The organism is Geodermatophilus sp. SYSU D01180 (assembly GCF_054050415.1).
On record NZ_JBJGZH010000008.1, the window covers coordinates 143,411 to 166,665 of the forward strand.

Consider the following 23,255-nt stretch of genomic DNA (forward strand, 5'->3'; position numbering starts at 1 on the left):
GCTAGGCCCGGACGCCGCCCCCCGGCCGCCGGTCGTCGCGCTCCTCCGGCGGGATGCGGCAGACCGACTCCAGCCACAGCGCGGCGACGGTCAGCGCGACGGCGCACAGCACGCCGACGACCGCGGCGACCGTGTCGTCGCCGGCCGCCTGCAGCCGGGACACCGCCGGGGCCACGTGCAGCAGCACCCCGGCCCAGATGCCGACGAACGCCGCGCCGACGAACGCGCTGGCCTGCGCGAGCACCGCCAGCCGGGCCACCAGCAGCGGCTCGACCCGGCGCACCAGCGGCGCGCCGCGGTCGGCGGGCGGCGCCGCCTCCCCCTCGCGGGCGCTGCGCCGGGCAGCGCGCTCGGCCGCCAGCCGGGCACGCAGCGTGCGGGCGCCCAGCGCCTCGGCGACGGCGAGCAGCGCCAGCGGCACCGGCAGCCACCAGCGCAGCGGCGGCAGGCTGCCGTAGGTCGCGCGGACCAGCAGCCAGGCGGCCAGCGCCAGCCCGACGGCGACGACGACCAGGTCGCGGCGGTTCACCGGCCTCAATGCAGGTGCTCCCAGCGCACGACCGCGGCCACGTCCTCCGGCGGGAGCGCGGCGACCAGGTCGGCCACCTTCCCGTGCCCCGGCAGCACCGCGGTCGGGTCCAGCGACAGCCAGGGGACCAGCACGAACGCCCGCTCGTGCGCCCGCGGGTGCGGCAGCGTGAGGGCCGGGTCGTCGGAGAGGACCGGGGTGCCGTCGTCGGCGGTCACCGTGACGACGTCGACGTCGAGCGTGCGCGCGCCCCACCGCACCTCGCGGGTGCGCCCGGCGGCCTGCTCCAGCTCGTGGGCGCGCGCCAGCCAGCCGGTGGCGTCGCGGTCGCCGCGGACGAACACCACCGCGTTGAGGTAGGGCGGCTGCTCGACCGGCCCCCAGGGCGGCGTCTCGTACAGCGTCGAGCGGGCGACCAGGCCGTCGGCCCGGAGCGCCTCGACGGCGGTGCGCAGCGCCTTCGCGCGGTCGCCGAGGTTGGCGCCGAGGGAGAGCACCGCGCGAGTCACGACCGCGTCCGCCGGATGGTGACGGTGACGTCGTCGAAGGGGACGCCCAGGTCGGCCTGCGGCTTGTGCACGGTGATCTCGGCGGCGTCGACCAGCGGGTCGGCGAGGCAGACGTCGGCCAGCCGCTGGCAGAGGGTCTCGAGCAGGTCCACCGGCTCCCCGGTGAGGACGGCGTGCAGCCGCTGGGCGAGCTCGGCGTAGTTGACCGTCTTCGTCAGGTCGTCCCCGGCCGCGGCGGGCGCGGTGTCCAGCTCCAGGACGGCGTCGACGGAGAAGGTCTGCCCGTTCTCGCGCTCGAAGCCGTAGACGCCGTGGTGGGCGTGCGCGGTCAGGCCGCGGACGGCGATCCGGTCCGGGACGCGGGTGTCAATCACGGCGGGCCTCCTCGCGGGCGTGCTGGACGGCGGCCACGGTGCGCACGGCGTCGGCCGAGCCGGCGGCGTCGTGCACCCGCACGCCCCAGGCGCCGGCCTCCGCGGCCAGGACGGTGGTGGCCAGGGTGGCGGCGTCGCGTCCCGGCGCCGGGCGCAGCGCGCCGTCGGGACCGGGGAGCAGGCGGCCCAGGAAGGACTTGCGGGAGGCGCCGACCAGCACCGGCAGGCCGAGGGACACCACCCGGGGCAGCGCGGCCAGCAGCGCCCAGTTGTGCGCCGCCTGCTTGGCGAAGCCCAGGCCGGGGTCGAGCACGAGCTGGGCGGCGTCCACGCCCGCCGACAGCGCGGCGTCGACCCGGACGGACAGCTCCGCGCAGACCTCGGCGACGACGTCGCCGTAGGTGGCCTGCGCGTACATCTCCCGGCTGTGGCCGCGCCAGTGCATGAGCACCCACGGGACGCCGGCGTCGGCGACGAGCGCGGCCATGCCGTCGTCGGCCAGCCCGCCGCTGATGTCGTTGACCAGGACCGCCCCGGCCTCCAGCGCCGCCTCGGCGACCTCGGTGCGGGTGGTGTCCACGCTGACCCGCACGCCGGCGCCGGTGAGCTCACGGACCACCGGGACGACGCGGCGGCGCTCCTCGGCGGCGTCCACGCGGTCGGCGCCCGGGCGGGTGGACTCACCGCCGACGTCCACGTAGTCGGCGCCCGCCGCGGCCATCGCGAGGCCGTGCGCGACCGCGGACGCCGTGTCGGCGAAGCAGCCGCCGTCGGAGAAGGAGTCGGGCGTGACGTTGAGGACGCCCATCACCACGCACCGGCCCGGGTGCAGGAGCTCGGCGCGGCGGCCGGTCACCGGCCCAGGACGAGGCTCATCGCCTCGGCACGGGTGGCCGCGTTCTCCCGGAACATGCCGCGGACGGCCGAGGTGACCGTCGTCGACCCGGGCTTGCGGATGCCGCGCATCCCCATGCACAGGTGCTCGGCCTCGACGACGACGATCACCCCGCGCGGCTTGAGGTGGTCGGCCAGCGCGTCGGCGATCTGCCGGGTCAGCCGCTCCTGCACCTGCGGGCGGCGGGCGTAGACGTCGACCAGGCGGGCCAGCTTGGACAGCCCGGTCACCCGGCCGTCGTCGCCGGGGATGTAGCCGACGTGAGCGGCGCCGTGGAAGGGCACCAGGTGGTGCTCGCAGGTCGAGTACATCGGGATGTCCCGGACCAGGACCATCTCGTCGTGGTCCTCGTCGAAGACGGTGGCGAGCACCTCGCCCGGGTCCTGCCAGAGCCCGGCGAAGGTCTCGGCGTAGGCCCGGGCGACCCGGGCGGGGGTGTCCCGCAGCCCGGGCCGGTCCGGGTCCTCGCCCACCGCGAGCAGCAGCTCGCGGACGGCGGCCTCCGCCCGCGCCGAGTCGACCCGCGAGTAGTCCGGACGGACCTCGTCCTCGGCCTCTTCCGGGATCTCGCTCATCTCTGGACGGGGGCGCCGACGTCACCGACCGGGTTGTTGCCGCCCTTGACCAGCCCGTTGCCGGCCGCGGTGGCCCCGTGGCCGTTGGCGCCGTTCGCCTGGGCCGCCCGCTCGGCGGGGGTCAGCACCGGCGGCTGGTCCGACGGTGTGCGCTTGCCGAAGCCGTTGTAGGGGGCCAGCGACGGGCGCTTGGTGACCGGCGCGCAGATGCGGGCCATGTCCTCCTTGGAGAGGGTCTCCTTCTCGATGAGCTCGAGGACGAGCTGGTCGAGCACGGCCCGGTACTCCACGAGGATCTCCCAGGCCTCGTCGTGCGCCGCCTCGATGAGCGCGCGGATCTCGGCGTCGATGTCGGCGGCGACGGCCTCGGAGTAGTCCGGTCGCGTGTGCATGTCCCGGCCCATGAACGGCTCGGAGTCGCCGCTGCCGTACTTCACCGCGCCCAGCTTGGCGCTCATGCCGTACTGGGTGACCATCGCGCGGGCCATCGAGGTGGCCTTCTCGATGTCGTTGCCGGCACCGGTGGTCGGCTCGTGGAAGACCAGCTCCTCGGCCGCGCGCCCGCCGAGGGCGTAGGCGAGGGTGTCGATCATCTCCGAGCGGGTCTGGGTGTACTTGTCCTCGGTCGGCAGGACGAGCGTGTGCCCGAGCGAGCGGCCGCGCGGCAGGATCGTCACCTTGTGCACGGGGTCGAGGTTGGGCAGTGCGTGCGCCACCAGGGCGTGCCCGCCCTCGTGGTAGGCGGTGACCTTCTTCTCCTTCTCGCTCATCGCCCGCGTCTTGCGCTCGGGGCCGGCGATGACGCGGTCGATCGCCTCCTCGACGGTGGCGTCGGTGACGACCGAGTTGCCCTGCCGGGCGGTGAGCAGCGCGGCCTCGTTGAGCACGTTGGCCAGGTCCGCGCCGGTGAAGCCGGGGGTGCGGCGGGCGACGGTCTCGAGGTCGACGTCGGGGGCGAGCGGCTTGCCCTTGGCGTGCACCTCGAGGATCCGCTTGCGGCCCTCGAGGTCGGGCCGGTCGACGGCGATCTGCCGGTCGAAGCGGCCGGGGCGCAGCAGCGCGGGGTCGAGGATGTCCGGCCGGTTGGTGGCGGCGATCATGATGACGCCGCCCTTGACGTCGAAGCCGTCCATCTCGACGAGCATCTGGTTGAGCGTCTGCTCGCGCTCGTCGTGGCCGCCGCCCATGCCGGCGCCGCGGTGCCGGCCGACGGCGTCGATCTCGTCGACGAAGATGATCGCCGGCGCGTTCTGCTTGGCCTGCTCGAACAGGTCGCGGACCCGGCTCGCGCCGACGCCGACGAACATCTCGACGAAGTCCGACCCGGAGATCGAGAAGAACGGCACGCCGGCCTCGCCGGCCACCGCGCGCGCCAGCAGCGTCTTGCCGGTGCCGGGCGGGCCGAACAGCAGCACGCCCTTGGGGATCTTGGCGCCGACGGCCTGGAACTTGACCGGGTTGGCGAGGAAGTCCTTGATCTCCTGCAGTTCCTCGATGGCCTCGTCGGCGCCGGCGACGTCGGCGAACGTCGTCTTCGGCATGTCCTTGCTGACGGTCTTGGCCTTGGACTTGCCGAAGGCCATGACGCCGCGGCCGCCGCCCTGCATGGAGTTGAACAGCCAGAACAGCAGCAGCAGGAGGATGAGGAAGGGCAGGAAGCTGATCAGGACGCTGACGAAGACGTTGTCCTGCGTGACGTTCGTGGTGAAGTCGACGCCGTCACCGGTGCTCTGGCCGTTCGCGTCGATCCCGGAGACCAGGGCGAAGACGTCGTCGGAGGCCCCGATCGGGTACGACGCGCTGATCTGGTCGTTGCCCTCGTAGGGGTCGCGCAGGTCGAGGTCGAGGGTCTGTTCCTTGTCGTTGATCGTGACCGACTCGACGTTGCCGTCCTCGATCTGCTGCAGCGCGACCGAGGTGTTGACCTGCTCGTAGCTGGAGCCGCCGCCGAGGAAGGTGGACAGCCCGAGGGCCACCAGGACGACGAGGACGACCCAGAACCACACGGAGCGGAAGATCTTCTTGCGTTCCATACACCGATGCCGGGCGGCCGGGGGGCTCCGGCCTGGCCCGTCGACCCTCCTGATCGCGTCCGGTGACGCTCCGCGCGACCCGGGCGGGCACCTGGGCGCTCGGGGCAGCGTCGTTGCGGTCGACGGTACACCGGAGAGGCTGCGCGTCCCCTGTGTGCGAGCTGCCCGGGTGCTGTGCCCTCCCCCGTCCTGGGGACCCCGCCCGACAGGGCGGTGTCGTGCCCGAGTGGGGCCCGGAGGGCTTCGCGACGGGTGCGACGGTCGGCCTCGGTGCAGGGGCTCGCGCCGAGCGTGCGAGGCGTGGGGGGCGCCGAGGTCCTTCTGGGCACCTGGTCGCGGTGTCGGCCGGTGGGCCGACCGGTTACGACGCGTAGACCTCGGGCTTGAGCGTCCCGATGTAGGGGAGGTCGCGGTAGCGCTCGGCGTAGTCGAGGCCGTAGCCGACGACGAACTCGTTGGGGATGTCGAACCCGACGTAGCGCACCGGCACCTCGACCTTGATCGCGTCGGGCTTGCGCAGCAGGGCGCACACCTCCAGCGAGGCGGGCCGGCGGCTGCCGAGGTTCTTGAGCAGCCAGGACAGGGTCAGCCCGGAGTCGATGATGTCCTCGAGGACGAGGACGTCCATGCCGGAGATGTCCCGGTCGAGGTCCTTGAGGATGCGCACGACCCCGGAGGAGCTGGTGGAGCTGCCGTAGGAGGAGACGGCCATGAACTCCATCTGGGTGGGCAGCCGCAGCGCCCGGGCGAAGTCGCTCATGAACAGCACCGCGCCCTTGAGGACGCCGACGAGCAGGACCTCCCGGCCCTCGTAATCCCGCGCGATCTGGTCGGCCAGCTCGGTGATCTTGTCCTGGATCTGCTGCTCGGACAGCAGCACGTGGTCGATGTCGGGGCCGTAGCCGTGGTCGGGCCCCAGCACGACAGGGGTCGACGCGGTCTCGCTCACGGGGCCTGCTCCTCGGGGTCGGGGGCGGTTCCGGCCCTCCCGCCCCGGGAGCCGGCGGGCCGCAGCACCAGCCTGCCAGACGCCCGGAGCGCCTCCGCACCGCCCGGGAGGGCCACCGGCCCCTGCCCGCGCCACCCGGTCAGCAGCGCGTCGACCGCGGCCAGGTGCACCGCCTGCAGGTCGCCGACCCCCGACCCGCGCAGCCACCCGCGCAGCACCCGGCGGCGCAGCGCGGCCGGCAGCGGCGCCAGGTCCGCGACCGGCAGGCCGTCCGGGCCGGCGAGCCGGGCGAGGTGGCCGCCGGCCAGCGCGTCGAGGGCGTCGAGGTCCTCGCGCAGTTGCTCCGCGGTCCGGGCGAGGGCCGGGGCGACGCCGCCGCCGAGCACGTCCTCCAGCAGCGGCAGCACCTCGGCGCGCAGCCGCGCGCGGCGGTAGGCGGGGTCGGTGTTCCAGGGGTCGTCCCACACCGGCAGGCCCAGGGCCGCGCAGGCGGCCCGGGTGGTGGCCCGGCGGACGCCGAGCAGGGGCCGCCAGAACGGCGGGCGCTCGGTCACCATCCCGGCCACCGAGCGCGGGCCCGAGCCGCGGCCCAGCCCGAGCAGCACGGTCTCGGCCTGGTCGTCGAGGGTGTGGCCGAGGGCGATCCGCGCGCCGTGCTCCCGCGCGCACCCGGTCAGGGCCGCGTACCGGGCGGCGCGGGCCGCGCCCTCGGGGCCGCCCTCGGCGCCCACCTCGACCGGGACGACCAGCACCGGGTCCAGCCCCGTCCCGCGCAGCAGGTCGGCGGTGTCCCGCGCGCGCCGCGCCGAGCCCGGCTGCAGGCCGTGGTCGACGGTCACCGCGCCCGCGGGCACCCCGGCGCGCGGGGCCTCGAAGGCGACCGCGGCGGCCAGCGCGAGGGAGTCCGCTCCCCCGCTGACGGCGACCAGCACCGGCTGCCCGGACGCCCGCAGGCCCGGCCGGACGGCGCTGCGGACCTGCGCGACCGGGACCGGCGGGCCGCTCACCGCGCCCCGGGATCAGGCGGTCACGGCCGGGCGGCCGTGCACCCGCTCGACCCACCGGGCGGGGTCGGTGAGCTCCTCGACCAGCGGCAGGGTCTCCGGGCCGGTCCACACCCGGTTGAAGCCCTCCATGCCGACGAGGTCCACGACGCCGCCGACGAACGTCCGCCCGTCGGCGTACTGCTTCATCTTCTGCTCCAGGCCCAGCAACCGGCGCAGCACGCGGTCCAGCGGGCCGCGGCCCTTGCGGCGCTGCGCGAAGCGCTTGCGCAGCGTCCGGACCGAGGGGACGACGTCCGGGCCGACGCCGTCCATGACGAACTCGGCGTGGCCCTCCACCAGGCTCATCACCGCGGTGACCCGGTCGAGGACGGCGCGCTGCTCGGGGTCGCGCACCAGCGCCATCAGCCCCTGGGAGCCCTCGTCGCCGTCCCCGCCGCGGACGGCGTCGGCGATGCCGCGGACCAGGTCGGACATGCGGTCGCGCAGCGCGTCGGGGCTGAGGTCGGTGGCCTCGACGAACTCGGCGATCTGCGCCTCGAGGTGGTCGCGCAGCCACGGGAAGGCGGTGAACTGCAGCTGGTGGGTGACCTCGTGCAGGCACACCCACATGCGGAAGTCGGTCGGGTCCACGCCCAGCTTGCGCTCGGCGTCGACGACGTTCGGCGCCACCAGCAGCAGCCGCCCGCCGGTGCCGAACACCTCGTACTGGCCGAGGACGCGGGAGGACAGGAAGGCCAGCAGCCCGCCGGCCTGGACGCCGGTGGCGCGCGAGCCGATCGCGGTGGCCAGCGGCCCGGGTCGGCTCTCCGAGCGCTCGGTGAGCGCGGTGACCAGCGGGTCCAGCAGGGCGGCCATGCCGGTGGTGTTGGCGTCGATCCAGCCGGGCCGGTCGACGACGGCGACCTCCGGCACCGGTCCGCCCGCCACCGGGTGCAGCCCGGTCAGGCCCTCGACGTGGGCGACGGCGGCCGCGGCGGCCTCGTGCAGCTCGCGGACGACGGCGGCGGCCTCCTCCCGCGTGGTGGCGGGCCCGGGCCCGGCCAGGCGGCGGGCGGTGCGCCCGGCGAGCTCCCAGTCGACCAGTGCGCTGCTCGTCATCGCCTCACCGTACGCGTGAAAGCCCGGGCGTCGGCCCCGTTCAGCGGCACCCGCAGGCGGCCAGGGCCGCGGCCACGGCGTCCAGCGCCGCCTCCTCGGGCCCGCCGCCGCCGGTGGTGCCGTTGGCCACGAGCGCGTAGGCCAGCAGTCGGCCGTCGGCGGTGACCACGGTGCCGGCGAGGGCGTGCACGCCGAGCAGCGTGCCGGTCTTGCCGCGCACCGCGCCGGGGGCGGTGGCCGGGTCGGCGTCGCCGCGGTCGGCGAGCGTGCCGTCGTAGCCGGCCACGGCCAGCCCGGAGACGACCGCCGAGGCGCCGGGCAGGGAGCCGTCGGCGGCGCCGGCGACCACGTCGGCGAGCAGGTCGGGGGTCACCAGGTCCAGCCGGGACAGCCCGCTGCCGTCGTACAGCTCGACGTCGCTGGTGTCGAGGCCGGCGTCGGCCAGCGCGCCGGTGACCGCCTCCGCCGAGCCCTCGAAGGTGGGCGGCAGGCCGCGGGTCAGGGCGACGTGGCGGGCCAGCGAGTCGGCCAGCAGGTTGTCCGACTGCGACAGCGCCTGCTCGACCAGCCGCGCGACCGGCGCCGAGCGGACGCTGCCCAGCGTCGTCGCGCCGTCGGGGGCCTCGCCGAGCTCGACGGCCGCGCCCGGGACGCCGAGCGCCTCGGCCAGCGCCCGCCCGGCGTCGGTGCCGGGCTGGCCGCTGCGGGCGTTCTCCCCCGGGACCACCCGCGCGCCGTCCACCGCGGCCGCGGTGACCGGGGCGGCGTAGCTCGAGGGCGCGTCCTCCGGCCCCCAGCCCTCCGCGGTCAGCGGCCCCTCGAACAGGGACGTGTCGACGACGACCCGGCCCACCGTCGTGCCCGGCGGCAGCGCGGCCCGCACCTGGGCCGCGAGGTCGGCGACGGTGGCCGCACCCGGGTAGGTGAGCGACGGGCTGGTCGTGGACAGGGTCGGGTCGCCGCCGCCGACGAGGACGACCTCGTCCGGGGCCGACCCGGCGACGACCGTCGTCTCGAGCGTGTCGTCGGGGTCCAGGGCGGTCAGCGCCGCGACGGAGGTGAGCAGCTTGGCCGTCGAGGCCGGGGTCACCGGGTCGCCGGCGCCCTGGTCGACCAGCGTCTCCCCCGTGGCGACGTCGACCACCTCGGCGTTCACCCCGCGGGCCAGCGCCGGGACCGCCAGCAGCGGGCCCAGCTCGGCGGCGAGGACGTCGGGGTCGGGGGTGGGCGCCTCGGAGGAGAGCGCGGCGAGCACCGGCGCGGGGTCGCCGACGTCGGGCAGCACCGCGGCGGGCCCCGCGGCGGCGCCCGTCGCGTCGTCGTCCCGGGTCAGGAACAGGACCCCGCCGACGACCAGCGCGGCCACCACCAGCACCGCCAGGGCGCTGACCAGCAGGCGACGGCGCAGCCGCCGGTAGCTCGGCGTGACCGTCGTCGGACCGTTCGGCGCGATGCTGCCCACCCCCCGTACGAGACCCCGGGGCGGACCTGCGCCGGTGGGCCTGATACCGGTGGGCCACACTACGTGCCGTGCAGTTCGACGTGACGATCGAGATCCCCAAGGGCCAGCGCAACAAGTACGAGCTGGACCACGCCACCGGACGCATCCGGCTCGACCGGATGCTGTTCACCTCCACGCGGTACCCGGCCGACTACGGGTACATCGAGAACACCCTGGGTCAGGACGGCGACCCGCTCGACGCCCTCGTGCTGCTCGAGGAGCCGACCTTCCCCGGGTGCCTCATCACCTGCCGCGCCATCGGCATGTTCCGGATGACCGACGAGAAGGGCGGGGACGACAAGGTCCTCACCGTCCCGGCCACGGACCCGCGCATGGCCCACCTGCAGGACATCACCGACGTCTCGGAGTTCGACCGGCTGGAGATCCAGCACTTCTTCGAGACCTACAAGGACCTCGAGCCGGGCAAGTCGGTCGAGGGCGCCGAGTGGGTCGGCCGGGCCGAGGCCCAGGCCGAGATCGACGCCTCCATCAAGCGGGCCCAGGAGGCCGGCGGCCACTGACCGCCGCCCCCGGGGCGATCCACCGGCCCTCCGAGCGCACGACGGACGACGCACGGCGGTGCACCCCTGCGCGGGGTGCACCGCCGTCGTCGTGTCAGTGCCTCGTGTCGTGCAGGACGAGGGTCAGGAACCCCAGCTCGCCGCGGTAGCCCTCCAGCCACTGCCGCCGGTGCGTGCGCGCGGCCTCCAGCGCGGCGGCGCGGTCCTCCCCCGCCGCCTCGGTCAGCGCCCACTCGGTGACCGCGCCGGTCCAGCACCACTCGTACTCGTCCCACTCGGCGAGCGTGGACAGGTGGCCGTAGCCGGGCTCGAAGCCGGCCCGGGTCACCTCGGCCAGCAGCCCGGGCAGGTCCGGCAGCTCGCCGGGCTCGGCGCCGAGGCCGGCCAGCGCCGCCTCACCGGGCCCGGCCTCCCAGAACCCGTCGCCGAACAGCACCCGGCCGTCGGGGCGCAGGTGGCCGCGCACCGCGTCGAGGGTCCCGGCCGGTCCGCCGAAGGCGTGCGTGGCGCCGATGCAGACGACGACGTCGAACTGCCCGCCGCGCCAGGCCGCCGCGTCGGCCTGCACGAACTCGACCCGGCCGACGAGGCCGCCGAGCGCGGCGCGGTCCCGGGCGGCGTCGAGGGCGGGCGCGGAGGTGTCCACACCGACGCCGACGACGCCGGGGTGGGCGGCCACCAGCGGCAGCAGCCAGGCGCCGGAGCCGCAGCCGAGGTCGAGCACCCGGCCGTCCTCGGGCGGGGCCAGCCGCGCGACCAGCCGGGCGAGGGCGTCGTCGGCGACGGGGGCCGCGACCGGGTGCCAGCGGTGGGCGACGGCGCTGAGGAGGGCTCGGTCCACGCCGGCAGTCTGGCGCAGCCCGCCGGGTCAGATGAGGCCGCGGGAGCGCAGGTCGCGCAGCTCGGCGAACACGCGCCGGCGGATGAGGTCCTCGCGCTTCTCGCCCAGGCCCACGAAGCGCAGCGACAGCTCCGTGCGCTCGTCCTCGCGCGGGTGACGCCGGACGATCTCGGCCTTGGCCGACACCCGGGTGCCGTCCAGGTCCACGGTCACCGGGAGCACCGCGCCGACCTCCAGGGCCGCGCCCACCTCCCGCTTGCCGCCGAGGATGCAGCGCGTCCCGCCCTCGCTGAGGTCGACGGTGGTCCCCGACAGCAGGGTCTCGCCGGCGCCCAGCTCGACGGGCAGCGACAGGGGGCTGCGGACCGCGGACCGCCGCTGCCCCCGCGAGGCGGGGCCGACGACCCGGAGTCGCCAGGTCGGCGCGTCGCCGGTACGGACCTCGACGAGCTCGACCGGCAGCGAGCGCAACTCCTCGGGCCCCCGCCAGATGAGCTCCAAGCGCTCGCCGACGTCGAGGCGGACGCGGCGCCGCGAGGCGTCCTCCCCGACGCTGACGACGAGCTCGCCGCCCGTCGCCTCCTCGACGAAGCTGGTCAGCACGTCGTCCCGGCTGACCGCCTTCACGTCGAGCACGGCCCTGTCCTCGGGGTAGTCGACTCCCGGCGTCCCCATCGTCGCTCTCCTCGCTCACCTGGTTCCGCACGTGACGGCGTCGGACCACCGACACGCGGCAGCTCCTCGCGGTCACGTTCCCCGGCTGCATCGGCAGGGAGGACGCGGGACTCCAGTCGGACGGCCACGCGTTCGTCCCTCCACCCCGTCAGGGGAGGTGCCGGCCGATGCCCGTGGGCACGCCGGCGGCCTCAGCCGGCGACGGGCACCCGCGGCCGCGGTACGTCCACCGGCAGGACCGGGCCGGCGTGCAGTCGCTGCGCGAGCTCCCCTGCCGGTGCCGGCCGGCCGACGAGGTACCCCTGCACCCGGTCGCACCCGAGGGCGGCGAGCTGCCGGGCCTGTTCGCTGGTCTCGACCCCCTCGGCGACCACGCGGAGCCCGAGGCCGTGCCCGAGACCGACGACGCCCGCGACGATGGGTCCGTCGCCGTCGGCCATCCCGGCCGTGAAGGAGCGGTCGATCTTGACCTCCGTCACCGGGAGCCGGCGCAGCTGCGCCAGGGAGGACCACCCGGTGCCGAAGTCGTCGACGGACACGCCGACGTCGAGTCCGCGCAGGCGCCCGAGGTGCCCGTTGCGCACCGCGGCCTCCGACAGCACCTGGCTCTCGGTGACCTCCACCGTCAGCGCCCGGCACGGCAGCCCGGTCTCCCGCAGGGTGGCCTCCACCAGGTCGGCGAAACCGGGGTCGGCGAGCTGCAGCGGGGACACGTTCACGGCCACGTCCAGGTCCAGTCCTCCCCGCCGCCACAGGGCCACCGTGGTGCAGGCCTCGCGGAGGACGTGCGCCCCGAGGTCCCCGATGAGCCCGCCGGCCTCGGCCAGGGGGACGAACACGTCCGGTGGGACGGAACCGAGCGCGGGGTGGTGCCAGCGGACCAGCGCCTCGACGGCCACCACCCGCCCGGTGAGCAGGTCCACCTGCGGCTGGTAGTGGACCGCGACCTCCCCACGCCCGAGCGCGCCGTGCAGGTCGCTCTCCAGCCGCAGCTCGTGCGCCGAGGCGAGCTGCGCGGTGCGGCCACCGTGCAGCCGGGCCTTGGCCCGCTGCAGGTCCTCGGCGGCCCGGGCGACGAGGTCCCTGGCCACCGACGGGGGCGCGTCCGGGAGCCCGGTGCGCGTCGCTGCCCCGCCGGTCACGAGTTCGACGAAGACGTCCCCGCCGGCCACCGTCACCGGCGCCGCGACGGCCGCGGTGACCCGGTCGACGAGTGCCGGGAGACCCGTCGCCGCGACACCGGGGAGGGCGACGACGAACTGGTCGCCGCTGTAGCGGGCCAGCAGGTCACCGTCGCGCGACACGGACCGGAGCCGGTCGGCGACCTGGCGCAGGACCTCGTCCCCCGCCTCGTGGCCCAGGCTCTCGTTGACCCTGGTCAGCCGGCTGACGTCGCAGAGGAGCACCGCACACGCGGCGTGCCCGTCGTCCCCCGCGAGCTCCCGGAGGCGGGACTCGAACGCCTCCCGGTTCGGCAGTCCGGTCAGGGCGTCGTGCGTGGCCTGCCACTCGACCTCCCCGGCGAGCCGGGTGTTCTCGAGCGCCACGCCGGCGATGCCGGCCAGGCCCCAGAGTCGCTCGACGAGCGACTCCCCGAGCACGGTGGGCGGGTCCCGGTGGACCCAGTGGGCCAGGACGATGCCGACGAACCGCTCGTCGACGGCGATCGGCACACCGGCCATCGCCCGCACCCCGAACTGCTCCAGGAGGTCGCGCGCCCAGGGCGAGCCCGAGGAGTCGACCAGCATCGGCCGGCCGTGCCGGACGATCTCGCAGAGCTCCGGGCTCTGCGACGTGTCGGTCACGTACCGGGCGATGCGGTCCCCCAGCTCACCGCTCCAGCCGCTGGCCCCGGCGACCCGCACCGACTCCCGGCCCGGCTCCCACAGGGCGACCGCCGAGCGGTCGGCGGACGACAGCACCGGCACGGCCTCGGCGACGGCTTGCGCGATGCGCCGCACGGACCGCTGGCCGGCCAGGGACCGCGCCACGGTGAGCAGCAGGCGTGCGGTCTCCTCGTGCTCCCGGGCCTCGGCGAGCAGTGCCGACGTGCGCAGCGCCACCGCGGCGTGCCGGGCGAAGGCGGCCAGGATCGCCTCGTCCTCGGGGAAGAACGCCTGGCCCGGCCGGAGGACGGCGGCGAGGACGCCGTACCCGCGGTCGGCGGTGGCCACCGGGACGGCCAGCACCTCGCCCTCGCCGACGCGCTGCAGCCCAGGCTCCAGCACGGTGTCACCGAGGTGCTCGGCGACCCGCGTCCCGAGGCCGCGCGCGCGGACGTGCCGCGTCCCGTCCGGCAGGCGGACGTCGAGCAGGTGTCCGGGGGCGTGCAGCGCCCGGTCCGCCCGGGACGTGACCCGGCCCAGGGTCTGCTCGAGGTCCGCGCCGCACACCAGGTCGCCGACGGCGTCCTGCAGGATCCCCAGCCGCTCGTCGGACAGCAGCGCCGCGTCGAGGCTCGGCCGGGTCGGGCGACGTCGCCGTCGGGACCAGCGGGACGCCCCGCGGCGCGGCGTCCAGCTGACCTCGTAGGTGCACTCGGGCGCGCCGTCGACCTGGCAGGCCGTGTGCCGCACCTCCGCCGCGGGGAGGCCGAAGACGACGGTCACCTGCCGGAGCATCCCGGTGTTGTAGTCGCAGTCGACCCGGTTCGGGACGTTCGGCGGCAGGACCCGCCACCCCACGCGAGCGGTGCCCGGATCCGCACCGAGGCAGCGGAAGACCGCGGCCGTGTCCAGCCGTGTGGACACCCGCGACACCGAGCGCAGCACGGCCTCCGGCGAGCCGAGAGCCCGGACCACCGCCCGGAACGGCGCCAGGGCCGGGTCCTGCAGGGCGGCCTCCCCGAGGCGCAGGCCGATCCCCGGGTCCCCGAGCTCGGCGGCCACCGCGTCCAGGAGCGCCGCCTTGACCCCGTAGGGCACCCGGCCGTGCAGGCCCTCGAGCTCCGCCCGCCGGTCGCTGAGCCCGGCCCGGGCCAGCACCCGGTCGACCGAGCCGTCTCCTCCGAGGGTGGCGGCCAGCCGCAGGACCAGTCGGGTGCTGAGCGTGGACGTACCGGCGTCGTGGTGCATGGGTCCCCTCCTCCGGCGCCCTCTGGTGCGGGCGCCGACGAGGGGGGTATCGGCCGTTCCTGTTCCTGTCTGAGTCCGCGACTCCCCGGTCCCCCTCGAAGAGAGGGGACCGGGAGCTCGTCCTCAGGCCCCGACGTAGGCCGCCAGGTGCACGCCGGTGAGGGTGGAGCGGGCGGCGACCAGGTCCGCGGGCGTGCCCTCGAAGACGATCCGGCCGCCGTCGTGGCCGGCCCCGGGACCGAGGTCGACGATCCAGTCGGCGTGCGCCATGACCGCCTGGTGGTGCTCGATGACGACCACCGACCGGCCGGAGTCGACGAGCCGGTCGAGGAGGGCGAGCAGGTTCTCGACGTCGGCGAGGTGCAGGCCGGTGGTCGGCTCGTCCAGCACGTAGACGGCGCCCTCGTCGGCCATCTGCGCGGCCAGCTTCAGCCGCTGCCGCTCGCCGCCGGACAGCGTGGTGAGCGGCTGGCCGAGGGTGAGGTAGCCGAGCCCGACGTCGGCGAGCCGGTCGAGCACCCTCGCCGCGGCGGGCGTGCGGGCCTCGCCGGAGCCGAAGAACTCCCGCGCCTCGGCGACCGGCATCGCGAGCACCTCGCTGATGTCCCGGCCGCCCAGGTGGTACTCGAGCACCGAGGCGTCGAACCGCCGGCCCTCGCACTGCTCGCAGGGGGTGGCGACGCCGGCCATCATCCCGAGGTCGGTGTAGACGACGCCGGCGCCGTTGCAGGTGGGGCAGGCGCCCTCGGAGTTGGCGCTGAACAGCGCGGGCTTGACGCCGTTGGCCTTGGCGAACGCCTTGCGGATCGGGTCCAGCAGCCCGGTGTAGGTGGCCGGGTTGCTCCGTCGCGAGCCGCGGATCGCGGTCTGGTCGACGGTCACCACGCCCTCCCGGCCCGCCACCGACCCGTGGACCAGCGAGCTCTTGCCCGACCCGGCCACCCCGGTGACGACGACGAGCACCCCGAGCGGGATGTCGACGTCGACGCCCTGCAGGTTGTGCGTGCGGGCGCCGCGGACCTCGAGCGCGCCGGTCGGCGTGCGCACGGACGTCTTGAGCGCGGCCCGGTCGTCGAGGTGCCGCCCGGTCAGCGTGCCGCTGGCCCGCAACCCCTCGACGGTGCCCTCGAACACCACCTCGCCGCCGGCGGTCCCGGCCCCGGGGCCGAGGTCGACGACGTGGTCGGCGATGGCGATCGCCTCCGGCTTGTGCTCGACGACGAGCACGGTGTTGCCCTTGTCCCGCAGTTGCCGCAGCAGGTCGTTCATCCGCTGGATGTCGTGCGGGTGCAGGCCGACGGTGGGCTCGTCGAAGACGTAGGTGACGTCGGTGAGGGCGGAGCCGAGGTGGCGGATCATCTTGGTGCGCTGGGCCTCGCCGCCGGACAGCGTGCCCGAGGGGCGGTCGAGGGACAGGTAGCCCAGCCCGATCTGGACGAAGGAGTCCAGCGTCTCGCGCAGCGCCGTGAGCAACGGGGCCACGGAGGGCTCGTCGAGGTCGCGCACCCACCCGGCGAGGTCGCTGATCTGCATCGCGCAGAGGTCGGCGATGCTGGCCCCGCGGATCTTCGACGACCGGGCGGCCTCGCTGAGCCGGGAGCCGCCGCACTGGGGGCAGGTGGTGAAGGTGATCGCCCGCTCGACGAAGGCGCGGACGTGCGGCTGCATCGCGTCGACGTCCTTGGACAGCATCGACTTCTGGATCTTGGGGATGACGCCCTCGTAGGTGAGGTTGATCCCCTCGACCTTGATCTTCGTCGGCTCGCTGTACAGGAGCCGGTCCAGCTCCTCCTCCGTGAACTGCGCGATCGGCTTGTCCATGGGCAGGCCCGCGCCGGCGAAGATGCGGCCGTACCAGCCGTCCATGCTGTAGCCGGGGACGGTCAGCGCGCCCTCGTCGAGCGACTTGCGCTCGTCGTAGAGGGCGGACAGGTCGATGTCGTTGACCCGGCCCATCCCCTCGCAGCGCGGGCACATGCCGCCGGTGATGCTGAACTCCCGGCGCTCCTTGACCTCGCGCCCGCCCCGCTCGACCTTCACCGCGCCGGCGCCGCTGATCGAGGCGACGTTGAAGGAGAACGCCTGGGGCCCGCCGACGTGCGGCTGCCCGAGCCGGCTGAACAGGATGCGCAGCATCGCATTGGCGTCGGTGGCGGTGCCGACCGTGGAGCGCGGGTTGGCGCCCATCCGCTCCTGGTCGACGATGATCGCCGTCGTCAGGCCGTCGAGGACGTCGACATCGGGACGGGCCAGCGTGGGCATGAAGCCCTGCACGAAGGCGCTGTAGGTCTCGTTGATCAGCCGCTGGGACTCCGCGGCGATCGTGCCGAACACCAGCGAGCTCTTGCCCGAGCCGGAGACGCCGGTGAACACGGTCAGCCGGCGCTTGGGCAGCTCGACGCTGACGTCCTTGAGGTTGTTCTCCCGCGCGCCGTGCACGCGGATGAGGTCGTGGGAGTCGGCCGCGTGCGACCCGGACGCCTGCCGGTCGGTGCTGGTGGCGGTGCTCATCGTGTCTCCATCCGGTGGGCGCCTGCGTCGACGGCGCGCTCGCTGTCTACCTGGTGGGGGTGACGGCCGGCACGGGGCGACGCCCGTCCGGCTGGACCCGGGCGGGCGTCGTGCCCTCGGGACGGCGGGCGGCTCAGCCGGCCTCCTGGACGCGGACGAGGTTGCCCGCGGGGTCCCGGACGGCGAAGTCGCGGACGCCGTAGGGCTGCTCGGCCGGCTCCTGGACGACCTCGGCGTCGCCGGCCTGCAGCCGCTCGAAGGCGCCGTCGAGGTCCTTCGTGGCCAGGACGATCGAGGCGTAGGTGCCCTTGGCCATCATCTCGGTGATGGTGCGGCGCTCCTCGTCGGTGACGCCCGGGTCCGCCGCCGGCGGGTGCAGGACGATCGAGGTCGGCTGGCCGGGCGGGCCCACGGTCAGCCAGCGCATCCCGCCGTACCCGACGTCGTTGCGGAGCTCGAAGCCCAGGGTGTCGCGGTAGAAGGCCAGCGAGGCCTCCGGGTCGTCGTGCGGGAGGAAGGTGTAGTGGATGGTGAGGTCCATGGCGGTCACGCTAGGGACGGCGTCCCCACCGGGGCTTCTCGATTCCTGACCGGTCGGGTGACCTGCTTGGCGACGCACGCCGGGATGCCGGCGGTGGACTCGGCCGCGAGGCGCCGGTAGGTGCTCGGCGGCATGCCGACCAGCTCGGTGAAGCGGGTGCTGAAGGTGCCCAGCGACGAGCAGCCGACGGCGAAGCAGACCTCGGTGACGCTCAGGCCCCCGCGGCGCAGCAGCGCCATCGCCCGCTCGATGCGCCGGGTCATCAGGTAGGAGTACGGCGACTCGCCGTAGGCGCGGCGGAACTCGCGGCTGAGGTGCCCGGCCGACACGTGCACGCCCCGGGCGAGCGCCTCGACGTCGAGCGGCTGGGCGTACTCCCGGTCGATCCGGTCGCGGACGCGACGCAGCCGCGCGAGGTCGCGCAGGCGCTGCTCGTCGTCGGGTCTGCTGGTCACCTGCCGGATGGTGCCCGAAGCCGGGGACGGACGGGCGCCGGCCGCCCCGGGCCGTCGGACCGGGGCGGCCGGCGCTCACGCCGAGTAGGCCAGGCGGGCGGCGTCGGGGCCGCAGGTCGGCAGCCCGATGCTCGCGAACGTGTTGCCCGTGACGGCGGTGGAGGTCACCGCGGCGCCCTCCAGGTAGACACCGCACGCGGAGCCGCTCCCCGTCGTCCGGGTGACCCGGTTGCGGGCGATGGTGATGCCGTCGGCGTCGTGCGGGGTGAAGCTCAGCGTGATCGCCGGGACGCCGCTGCTGCCGAGCCAGGTGGCGGTGTTGTCGGCGAAGGTGACCCCGCGGGTGCCCCACGGGGAGCCGCCGAGCCGCAGCACCGCGCCGGAGAACTGGTGGAAGCGGTTCTGCGTGATCGTGCCGCTGTGGATCTGCGACAGGCGGATGCCGGAGTCGGTCCGGCCGTCGTCGTCGAAGAAGTCGTTGTCCCGGACGTCCAGGCCGGTGATCAGGTGGTGGTAGGTCCAGTTGCCGTCCGGCGGGGCGTCCTGGTCCACGCCGCGGCCGGCCCCGAGGGCAGGGAACGACGTCGTGTGCACGGTGTTGCCGGAGAACTCGACGCCGTCGATGGCCCCGGTGCCCTCGGCGTTGAAGACCAGCGCGCGGCCCACCTCGAGGAACCGGTTGCCGGTGACGACCGTGTCCTCCATGACCTCCAGCCGCGAGGCGACGTCGGGACCGACGTAGACGCCCGGCCAGCTCTTCTCGATCGTGCTGTTGGTGACCGCGTTGCGGGTGCCGTGCAGCTCGACGCCGCCGGCGTAGGACCACGGCTGCTGGTCGTGCGTGACGTGCACCTGGTCGACCGTGACGTCCGCGCCGGTGAAGTACATGGCCGAGAAGTCGACCTGGTTGCGGTTGGCCGGCAGCGAGGTGCCGCCGTTGCGGAACGTCGAGCGCAGGACGCGGAAGCCCTCGCCGCGGCCCTGCATGACGACGTAGTTCTGGCCCGGGGTGTCCTGCATGGTCACGTCCTGGACGGTGACGTTGCGGGCGCCGTAGGTGTAGACGCCGTAGCCGGTGATCGTCTGGCCGGGCCGGACCAGGTTGCGGGCGCCGTTGAAGTCCCAGGTCCCGCCGGAGATCGTCACGTCGGACTGGCCGTCGACCATGAACAGGTTGCCGCCCCAGAGGGTCGGCGAGTCCACGATGACGCCGTCGGCGAAGCGCAGCACCGCCCCGGGGTCGGCGGTGACGGTCTGGCCGCTGCGCAGCGAGAACACGAAGTCGGCGTGGAGCCGGGTCTGCCGTGGGCTCTCGAAGCTCGCCAGGAGGTAGGTGCCGGCCGGGATGTACACGTGCTGGTTGGCCGCCAGGGCGGCCCGGATCGCGGGTGCGTCGTCGGCCCGCCCGTCGCCCCGGGCGCCGTAGCCGGCCACGCTGACGCCGGCCGGCGCCGGCTGCCCGGCCGGGGACGGGGCGGACGGGCTGCTCGGCGGCACGGGGGCCGAGCTGCTGGACGGCGCCGGGGCCGGGGCGCTCGACGGGGCGGACGGGGCGGCCGCCGGCGTCCGCGCCCCGGCCCGCGCGCCGTGGGTGCGGACCGACGAGCGGCTGCCGTGCACGGGTCCTCGCGCGGCGGCGCTCGCCGTCTCCGTGCCGTCCCCGGCCGCGGGGACGGTGCGCACGGCCGCGGTCGTGGCCGTCACCCCCAGGGCGACGGCGACCACGAGCAGCAGCGCGGACAGCCGCGCCCGGCCGGTGCCGGGGCGGGCGGGCGCCCGGTGGGGGTGGTCGGGGGACGGGGGTTCCACGGGGGGACGCATGTCCGTACCTGCCTGCGTGTCGGGGGGAGTGCCTTCGCCGTGCGCGCGGCCGCGCAGTGCTCCCGGGCGGGCGGGCCGCCCCGCACCCCCGTCCCGGTGCCGGGACGCGACGGACCGACGCTGGTCCGGGGGCGCGCGGACGCGACGTCCCGGTGGCCGCTCGGCCGGGACGCCCGCTGCTCGGGGCCGTCAGCCGCCGCGGCCCGGGACGACCGGGACGCGCGCTGACGTGCCGTTCCGCCGCCCGCGTCCCCCCGCGGAGCGCTCAGGATCAGGGCCCGCGGAGTCGTCTCCGACCGGACGGCTCGAAGCAGAACGTAGCCGCGCGGGCGTGGTGAGTCACGAAATAGTCGTCAGACCGGCAGCCCTGCCCCTGCCGTCACAACCGTCCCATCGATCCGGCCCGGGAACACGACAGCGGCCCTCCCCGGGAGGGGAGGGCCGCTGCAGGTGAGCCGCCTGTCGGAATCGAACCGACGACCTTCTCATTACGAGTGAGATGCTCTACCGACTGAGCTAAGGCGGCGGGCGTGCGGCGTCCAGAGTACGACACCGGTCGGCCGCGCCCGCGCAGGCCCGGCGGTCAGGTGGTGGGCAGGCGCAGCGCCACGGTCAGCGCCTCGACGGCGACCTGCGGCTTCACGTTCTGCTCCAGCGCGGTGCGGCAGGCCAGGACGGCGTCGATCCGGCGCAGCGCACCCTCGGCGCCGATCCGCCGGGCGAGCTCCTCGGCGTCGGCCCGCCGGTCGGGGTGGTTGAGCGGCAACTCCACCTCGGGAGCCGCGGCGAGGACGAGCGCGTCCCGGTAGAAGGCAGCGAGGTCGACAAGCGCGCGGTCGAACGAGTCTCGCCCGATCCGGGTGGCACGCGACTTCTGCCGTTTCTCCAACTCCTTGAGCTGCCCAGCCGCTCCGCGGTTGGCGGCGACCACACCCGGGCCTCGTGCGCCCATCCCCAGGCTCGCCTTGAGCGCCTCGGTCTCCGGTCCATCGAGTTCCTCGGCGGCCGCGTTCGTCTCCTCCTGTGCCGCATTGACCAGATCACCCGCTGCGTTGAGGCAGGCAGCCAGGGACACCAGCGACAACGGGATGTCGAGCACCGACTTTCGCGCGATCCGCGCGGCCTCGTCCTCCGCCAGTCGCTTGGCCCGGCCGATGTGACCTCCGCACGCACCGGCCGCCCAAGCAGCAAGGGCTGGATCGATGCCGTCCCGGCGAACCAGTACGTCAGCGATGGCGTCCACCCCTGGTGTCCGCAATGTCATCACTCGGCAACGAGACTGGATCGTCACCTTCACGTCGTCCGGGTGCAGACTCGGGGCACAGAGCATCACCACTGTGCGAGGTGGCGGCTCCTCGATCATCTTGAGCACGGCATTGGCTGCGTGTTCGCTCATTCGGTCGACGTCCTCGACGATGATCACCTGCCAGCGCCCTTGCGATGGCGCGCGGCCCGCGACGAACACGAGACTTCGGGCCTCCTTGGCCCCGATCGAGAGGCCGTCGGGCACGATGACCGTGACGTCGGAATGGGTGCCGGCCAGGACGGTCCGGCACTGATGACAGGTGCCGTCCCCGCCGGCGGGGCACTGCAGCGCGGCGGCGAAGGCGCGCGCGGCCACCGAGCGGCCCGAGCCGGGCGGCCCGGTGAACAGCCAGGCGTGGGTCATGGCCGCGGGCTGGGCGACGGCGGCCTGCAGCTCCGCGACGACCGCCGGCTGCCCGATGACCTCCGCCCAGACGCCGTCGGCCGTGGTCACGCCACCCTCCCCGGCATGAGCGCGGCGACCCGCTCGCGGACGGCCGTGGCGAGCTCGTCGGCGGGGTGCTGCGCGTCGAGCACGAGGTACCGCCCGGGCTCGGCGGCGGCGAGGGCGAGGAAGGTGGCGCGCACCCGCTCGTGGAACTCCACCGACTCCGACTCCAGCCGGTCGGCGGCGGCGCGGCCCCGGGCGCGGGCCAGGCCCGTCTCGGGCGGCAGGTCCAGCAGCACGGTGAGGTGGGGCACCAGGCCGCCGGTGGCCCAGGCCGACAGCCGCCGGACCTCGTCGAGGGCGAGCGCCCGGCCGGCGCCCTGGTAGGCCAGCGAGCTGTCCACGTAGCGGTCGGTCACCACCACCTCGCCGGCGTCGAGCGCCGGGCGGACCACCGTGTCGACGTGGTGCGCGCGGTCGGCGGCGTAGAGCAGCGCCTCGGCCCGCGGGGACAACCCGGCGCTGGCCGGGTCGAGCAGCAGCGCGCGGATCCGGGCGCCGGGCGGTGTGCCGCCCGGCTCGTGGGTCACCCGCGCCGGCACCTCGACCACGCCCAGCCAGTCGAACAGCCGCCGGACCTGGGTGGACTTCCCGGCGCCCTCCCCACCCTCGAAGGCGACGAACAGGCCGCGGCCGGGCAGGCGACCAGTGGCGTCGATCGGGTGCTCCCGGGGAGTCGTGGCGGGTGGGCGTCGGCCGGTCCACGGTACCGGCCGGGGACGACGCTCCCTGGGTCCTACGGTCGGGCGGGTGACCGCCGCCTGGGACCCCGCCGCCTACCTGCGCCACGCCGGCGAGCGGGCGCGGCCGTTCGCCGACCTCGTGGCCCGGGTGGACGCGCAGGAGCCCCGCGAGGTCGTCGACCTGGGCTGCGGCACCGGGGAGCTGACCGCCTCGCTCGCGCGGCGCTGGTCCGGCGCTCGGGTGACCGGCGTCGACTCCTCGCCCGAGATGCTCGCCGCCGCGGCCGCGCACGCCGTCCCCGGGCGGGTGCGGTTCGTGCCGGGCGACGTCCGCGACTGGCGGCCGGACGGCCCGGTCGACGTCGTGGTCACCAACGCCGTCCTGCACTGGGTGCCCGGGCACGCGGACCTGCTCGCGCGGTGGGCCGGCGACCTGGCGCCGGGCGGGTGGCTGGCGCTGCAGGTGCCCGGCAACCACCGGGCCCCGACCCACCGGCTGCTGGCCGGCCTGTGCACCGCGCCGCGGTGGGCGCCCCCCCTGGCCACGGTCGCTCCCCCGCCCGACCCGGTGCTCGACCCGGCGGGCTACCTCGACGTCCTCACGGCGGCGGGCCTGTCCGCCGACGTCTGGGAGACCACCTACCTGCACGTGCTGCGCGGCGCCGACCCGGTGCTCAGCTGGGTGCGCGGCACGGTGCTGCGGCCGGTGCTGGCGCTGCTGGACGACGCCGACGCCGCCGCGTTCACCGCCGAGTACGCCGCGGCGCTGCAGGCGGCCTACCCCGCGCGGCCGGACGGGACGACGGTGCTGCCCTTCCGCCGGGTGTTCGCGGTCGGGTCCCGGCCGGCAACTACTTGACGGAGTGGAAAGTAGTTGCCACTCTGTCGCGCACCCCGACCGAGGAGGCCG

Annotated in this window: 21 protein-coding genes and 1 tRNA gene; 2 read left to right on the forward strand and 20 right to left on the reverse strand. The window is 75.3% G+C overall.

Features of this window, described 5'->3' with window-relative positions; genetic code table 11:
* Position 1 precedes the first annotated feature (1 nt).
* From ACI8AA_RS10055 to dacB, 10 genes are all read right to left on the reverse strand, one after another.
* Positions 2 to 529, reverse strand: coding sequence for a DUF3180 domain-containing protein (locus ACI8AA_RS10055; RefSeq protein ID WP_457044319.1), 528 nt, complete (start codon positions 527 to 529; stop codon positions 2 to 4).
* 5 nt (positions 530 to 534) lie between these two features.
* Positions 535 to 1,038: a 2-amino-4-hydroxy-6-hydroxymethyldihydropteridine diphosphokinase gene (gene folK, locus ACI8AA_RS10060; RefSeq protein ID WP_457044320.1), complete on the reverse strand. Its 504-nt coding sequence runs from the start codon at positions 1,036 to 1,038 to the stop codon at positions 535 to 537.
* Positions 1,035 to 1,412: a dihydroneopterin aldolase gene (gene folB / locus ACI8AA_RS10065; RefSeq protein WP_457044321.1), complete on the reverse strand. Its 378-nt coding sequence runs from the start codon at positions 1,410 to 1,412 to the stop codon at positions 1,035 to 1,037. Before folB ends, folK begins: the two co-directional genes overlap by 4 nt.
* Entirely contained in the window at positions 1,405 to 2,268 is an 864-nt protein-coding gene (folP, locus tag ACI8AA_RS10070) for a dihydropteroate synthase (protein ID WP_457044322.1), read from the reverse strand. Before folP ends, folB begins: the two co-directional genes overlap by 8 nt.
* On the reverse strand, positions 2,265 to 2,882 hold the full coding sequence (gene folE, locus ACI8AA_RS10075) for a GTP cyclohydrolase I FolE (RefSeq protein WP_457044323.1): 618 nt from the start codon (positions 2,880 to 2,882) through the stop codon (positions 2,265 to 2,267). The genes folP and folE overlap by 4 nt, the downstream gene beginning before the upstream one ends.
* Positions 2,879 to 4,915, reverse strand: coding sequence for an ATP-dependent zinc metalloprotease FtsH (gene ftsH / locus ACI8AA_RS10080; RefSeq protein WP_457044324.1), 2,037 nt, complete (start codon positions 4,913 to 4,915; stop codon positions 2,879 to 2,881). The genes folE and ftsH overlap by 4 nt, the downstream gene beginning before the upstream one ends.
* 361 nt (positions 4,916 to 5,276) lie before the next feature.
* The gene (gene hpt / locus ACI8AA_RS10085) at positions 5,277 to 5,864 is read right to left on the reverse strand and encodes a hypoxanthine phosphoribosyltransferase (protein ID WP_387987227.1); all 588 of its coding nucleotides are present in this window, start codon (positions 5,862 to 5,864) and stop codon (positions 5,277 to 5,279) included.
* Positions 5,861 to 6,871: a tRNA lysidine(34) synthetase TilS gene (gene tilS / locus ACI8AA_RS10090; RefSeq protein WP_457044325.1), complete on the reverse strand. Its 1,011-nt coding sequence runs from the start codon at positions 6,869 to 6,871 to the stop codon at positions 5,861 to 5,863. The genes hpt and tilS overlap by 4 nt, the downstream gene beginning before the upstream one ends.
* 12 nt (positions 6,872 to 6,883) lie before the next feature.
* Complete coding sequence (locus ACI8AA_RS10095) at positions 6,884 to 7,969, reverse strand: zinc-dependent metalloprotease (RefSeq protein WP_456936725.1); 1,086 nt, start codon at positions 7,967 to 7,969, stop codon at positions 6,884 to 6,886.
* 40 nt (positions 7,970 to 8,009) lie between these two features.
* Positions 8,010 to 9,431: a D-alanyl-D-alanine carboxypeptidase/D-alanyl-D-alanine endopeptidase gene (gene dacB, locus ACI8AA_RS10100; RefSeq protein ID WP_457044326.1), complete on the reverse strand. Its 1,422-nt coding sequence runs from the start codon at positions 9,429 to 9,431 to the stop codon at positions 8,010 to 8,012.
* 68 nt (positions 9,432 to 9,499) lie between these two features.
* Here dacB and ACI8AA_RS10105 point away from each other — a divergent pair, with 68 nt between their 5' ends.
* The gene (locus tag ACI8AA_RS10105) at positions 9,500 to 9,991 is read left to right on the forward strand and encodes an inorganic diphosphatase (protein WP_387987239.1); all 492 of its coding nucleotides are present in this window, start codon (positions 9,500 to 9,502) and stop codon (positions 9,989 to 9,991) included.
* Positions 9,992 to 10,085: 94 nt separating this feature from the next.
* On the opposite strand, the gene ACI8AA_RS10110 is transcribed toward ACI8AA_RS10105, so the two are convergent.
* The 10 genes from ACI8AA_RS10110 to tmk all read right to left on the reverse strand — a co-directional run bounded on the left by ACI8AA_RS10110 (position 10,086) and on the right by tmk (position 22,321).
* On the reverse strand, positions 10,086 to 10,832 hold the full coding sequence (locus tag ACI8AA_RS10110; protein ID WP_457044327.1) for an SAM-dependent methyltransferase: 747 nt from the start codon (positions 10,830 to 10,832) through the stop codon (positions 10,086 to 10,088).
* A gap of 27 nt (positions 10,833 to 10,859) precedes the next feature.
* Positions 10,860 to 11,507: a flagellar brake protein gene (locus ACI8AA_RS10115; RefSeq protein WP_457044328.1), complete on the reverse strand. Its 648-nt coding sequence runs from the start codon at positions 11,505 to 11,507 to the stop codon at positions 10,860 to 10,862.
* 191 nt (positions 11,508 to 11,698) lie between these two features.
* A complete protein-coding gene (locus tag ACI8AA_RS10120; RefSeq protein WP_457044329.1) occupies positions 11,699 to 14,581 on the reverse strand; it encodes an EAL domain-containing protein in 2,883 nt (960 codons plus the stop codon).
* Between the two features lie 123 nt (positions 14,582 to 14,704).
* Entirely contained in the window at positions 14,705 to 17,092 is a 2,388-nt protein-coding gene (locus ACI8AA_RS10125) for an ATP-binding cassette domain-containing protein (protein WP_457044330.1), read from the reverse strand.
* Between the two features lie 133 nt (positions 17,093 to 17,225).
* Positions 17,226 to 17,633, reverse strand: coding sequence for a VOC family protein (locus tag ACI8AA_RS10130; RefSeq protein ID WP_457044331.1), 408 nt, complete (start codon positions 17,631 to 17,633; stop codon positions 17,226 to 17,228).
* Positions 17,634 to 17,638: 5 nt separating this feature from the next.
* A complete protein-coding gene (locus ACI8AA_RS10135) occupies positions 17,639 to 18,088 on the reverse strand; it encodes a helix-turn-helix transcriptional regulator (RefSeq protein WP_457044332.1) in 450 nt (149 codons plus the stop codon).
* A gap of 75 nt (positions 18,089 to 18,163) precedes the next feature.
* Positions 18,164 to 19,897 carry a glycosyl hydrolase family 28-related protein gene (locus ACI8AA_RS10140; RefSeq protein ID WP_457044333.1) on the reverse strand — a complete coding sequence of 578 codons (1,734 nt, stop codon included), beginning with the start codon at positions 19,895 to 19,897 and terminating at the stop codon, positions 18,164 to 18,166.
* A 465-nt stretch (positions 19,898 to 20,362) separates the two neighbouring features.
* A tRNA-Thr gene (locus ACI8AA_RS10145) sits at positions 20,363 to 20,435 on the reverse strand.
* Positions 20,436 to 20,492: 57 nt separating this feature from the next.
* On the reverse strand, positions 20,493 to 21,668 hold the full coding sequence (locus tag ACI8AA_RS10150) for a DNA polymerase III subunit delta' (RefSeq protein WP_457044334.1): 1,176 nt from the start codon (positions 21,666 to 21,668) through the stop codon (positions 20,493 to 20,495).
* Complete coding sequence (gene tmk / locus ACI8AA_RS10155) at positions 21,665 to 22,321, reverse strand: dTMP kinase (protein WP_457044343.1); 657 nt, start codon at positions 22,319 to 22,321, stop codon at positions 21,665 to 21,667. Before tmk ends, ACI8AA_RS10150 begins: the two co-directional genes overlap by 4 nt.
* A 91-nt stretch (positions 22,322 to 22,412) precedes the next feature.
* Between tmk and ACI8AA_RS10160 the strand changes: the two genes are divergently transcribed.
* Complete coding sequence (locus ACI8AA_RS10160; protein ID WP_457044335.1) at positions 22,413 to 23,204, forward strand: trans-aconitate 2-methyltransferase; 792 nt, start codon at positions 22,413 to 22,415, stop codon at positions 23,202 to 23,204.
* The last annotated feature ends 51 nt before the right edge of the window (positions 23,205 to 23,255 follow it).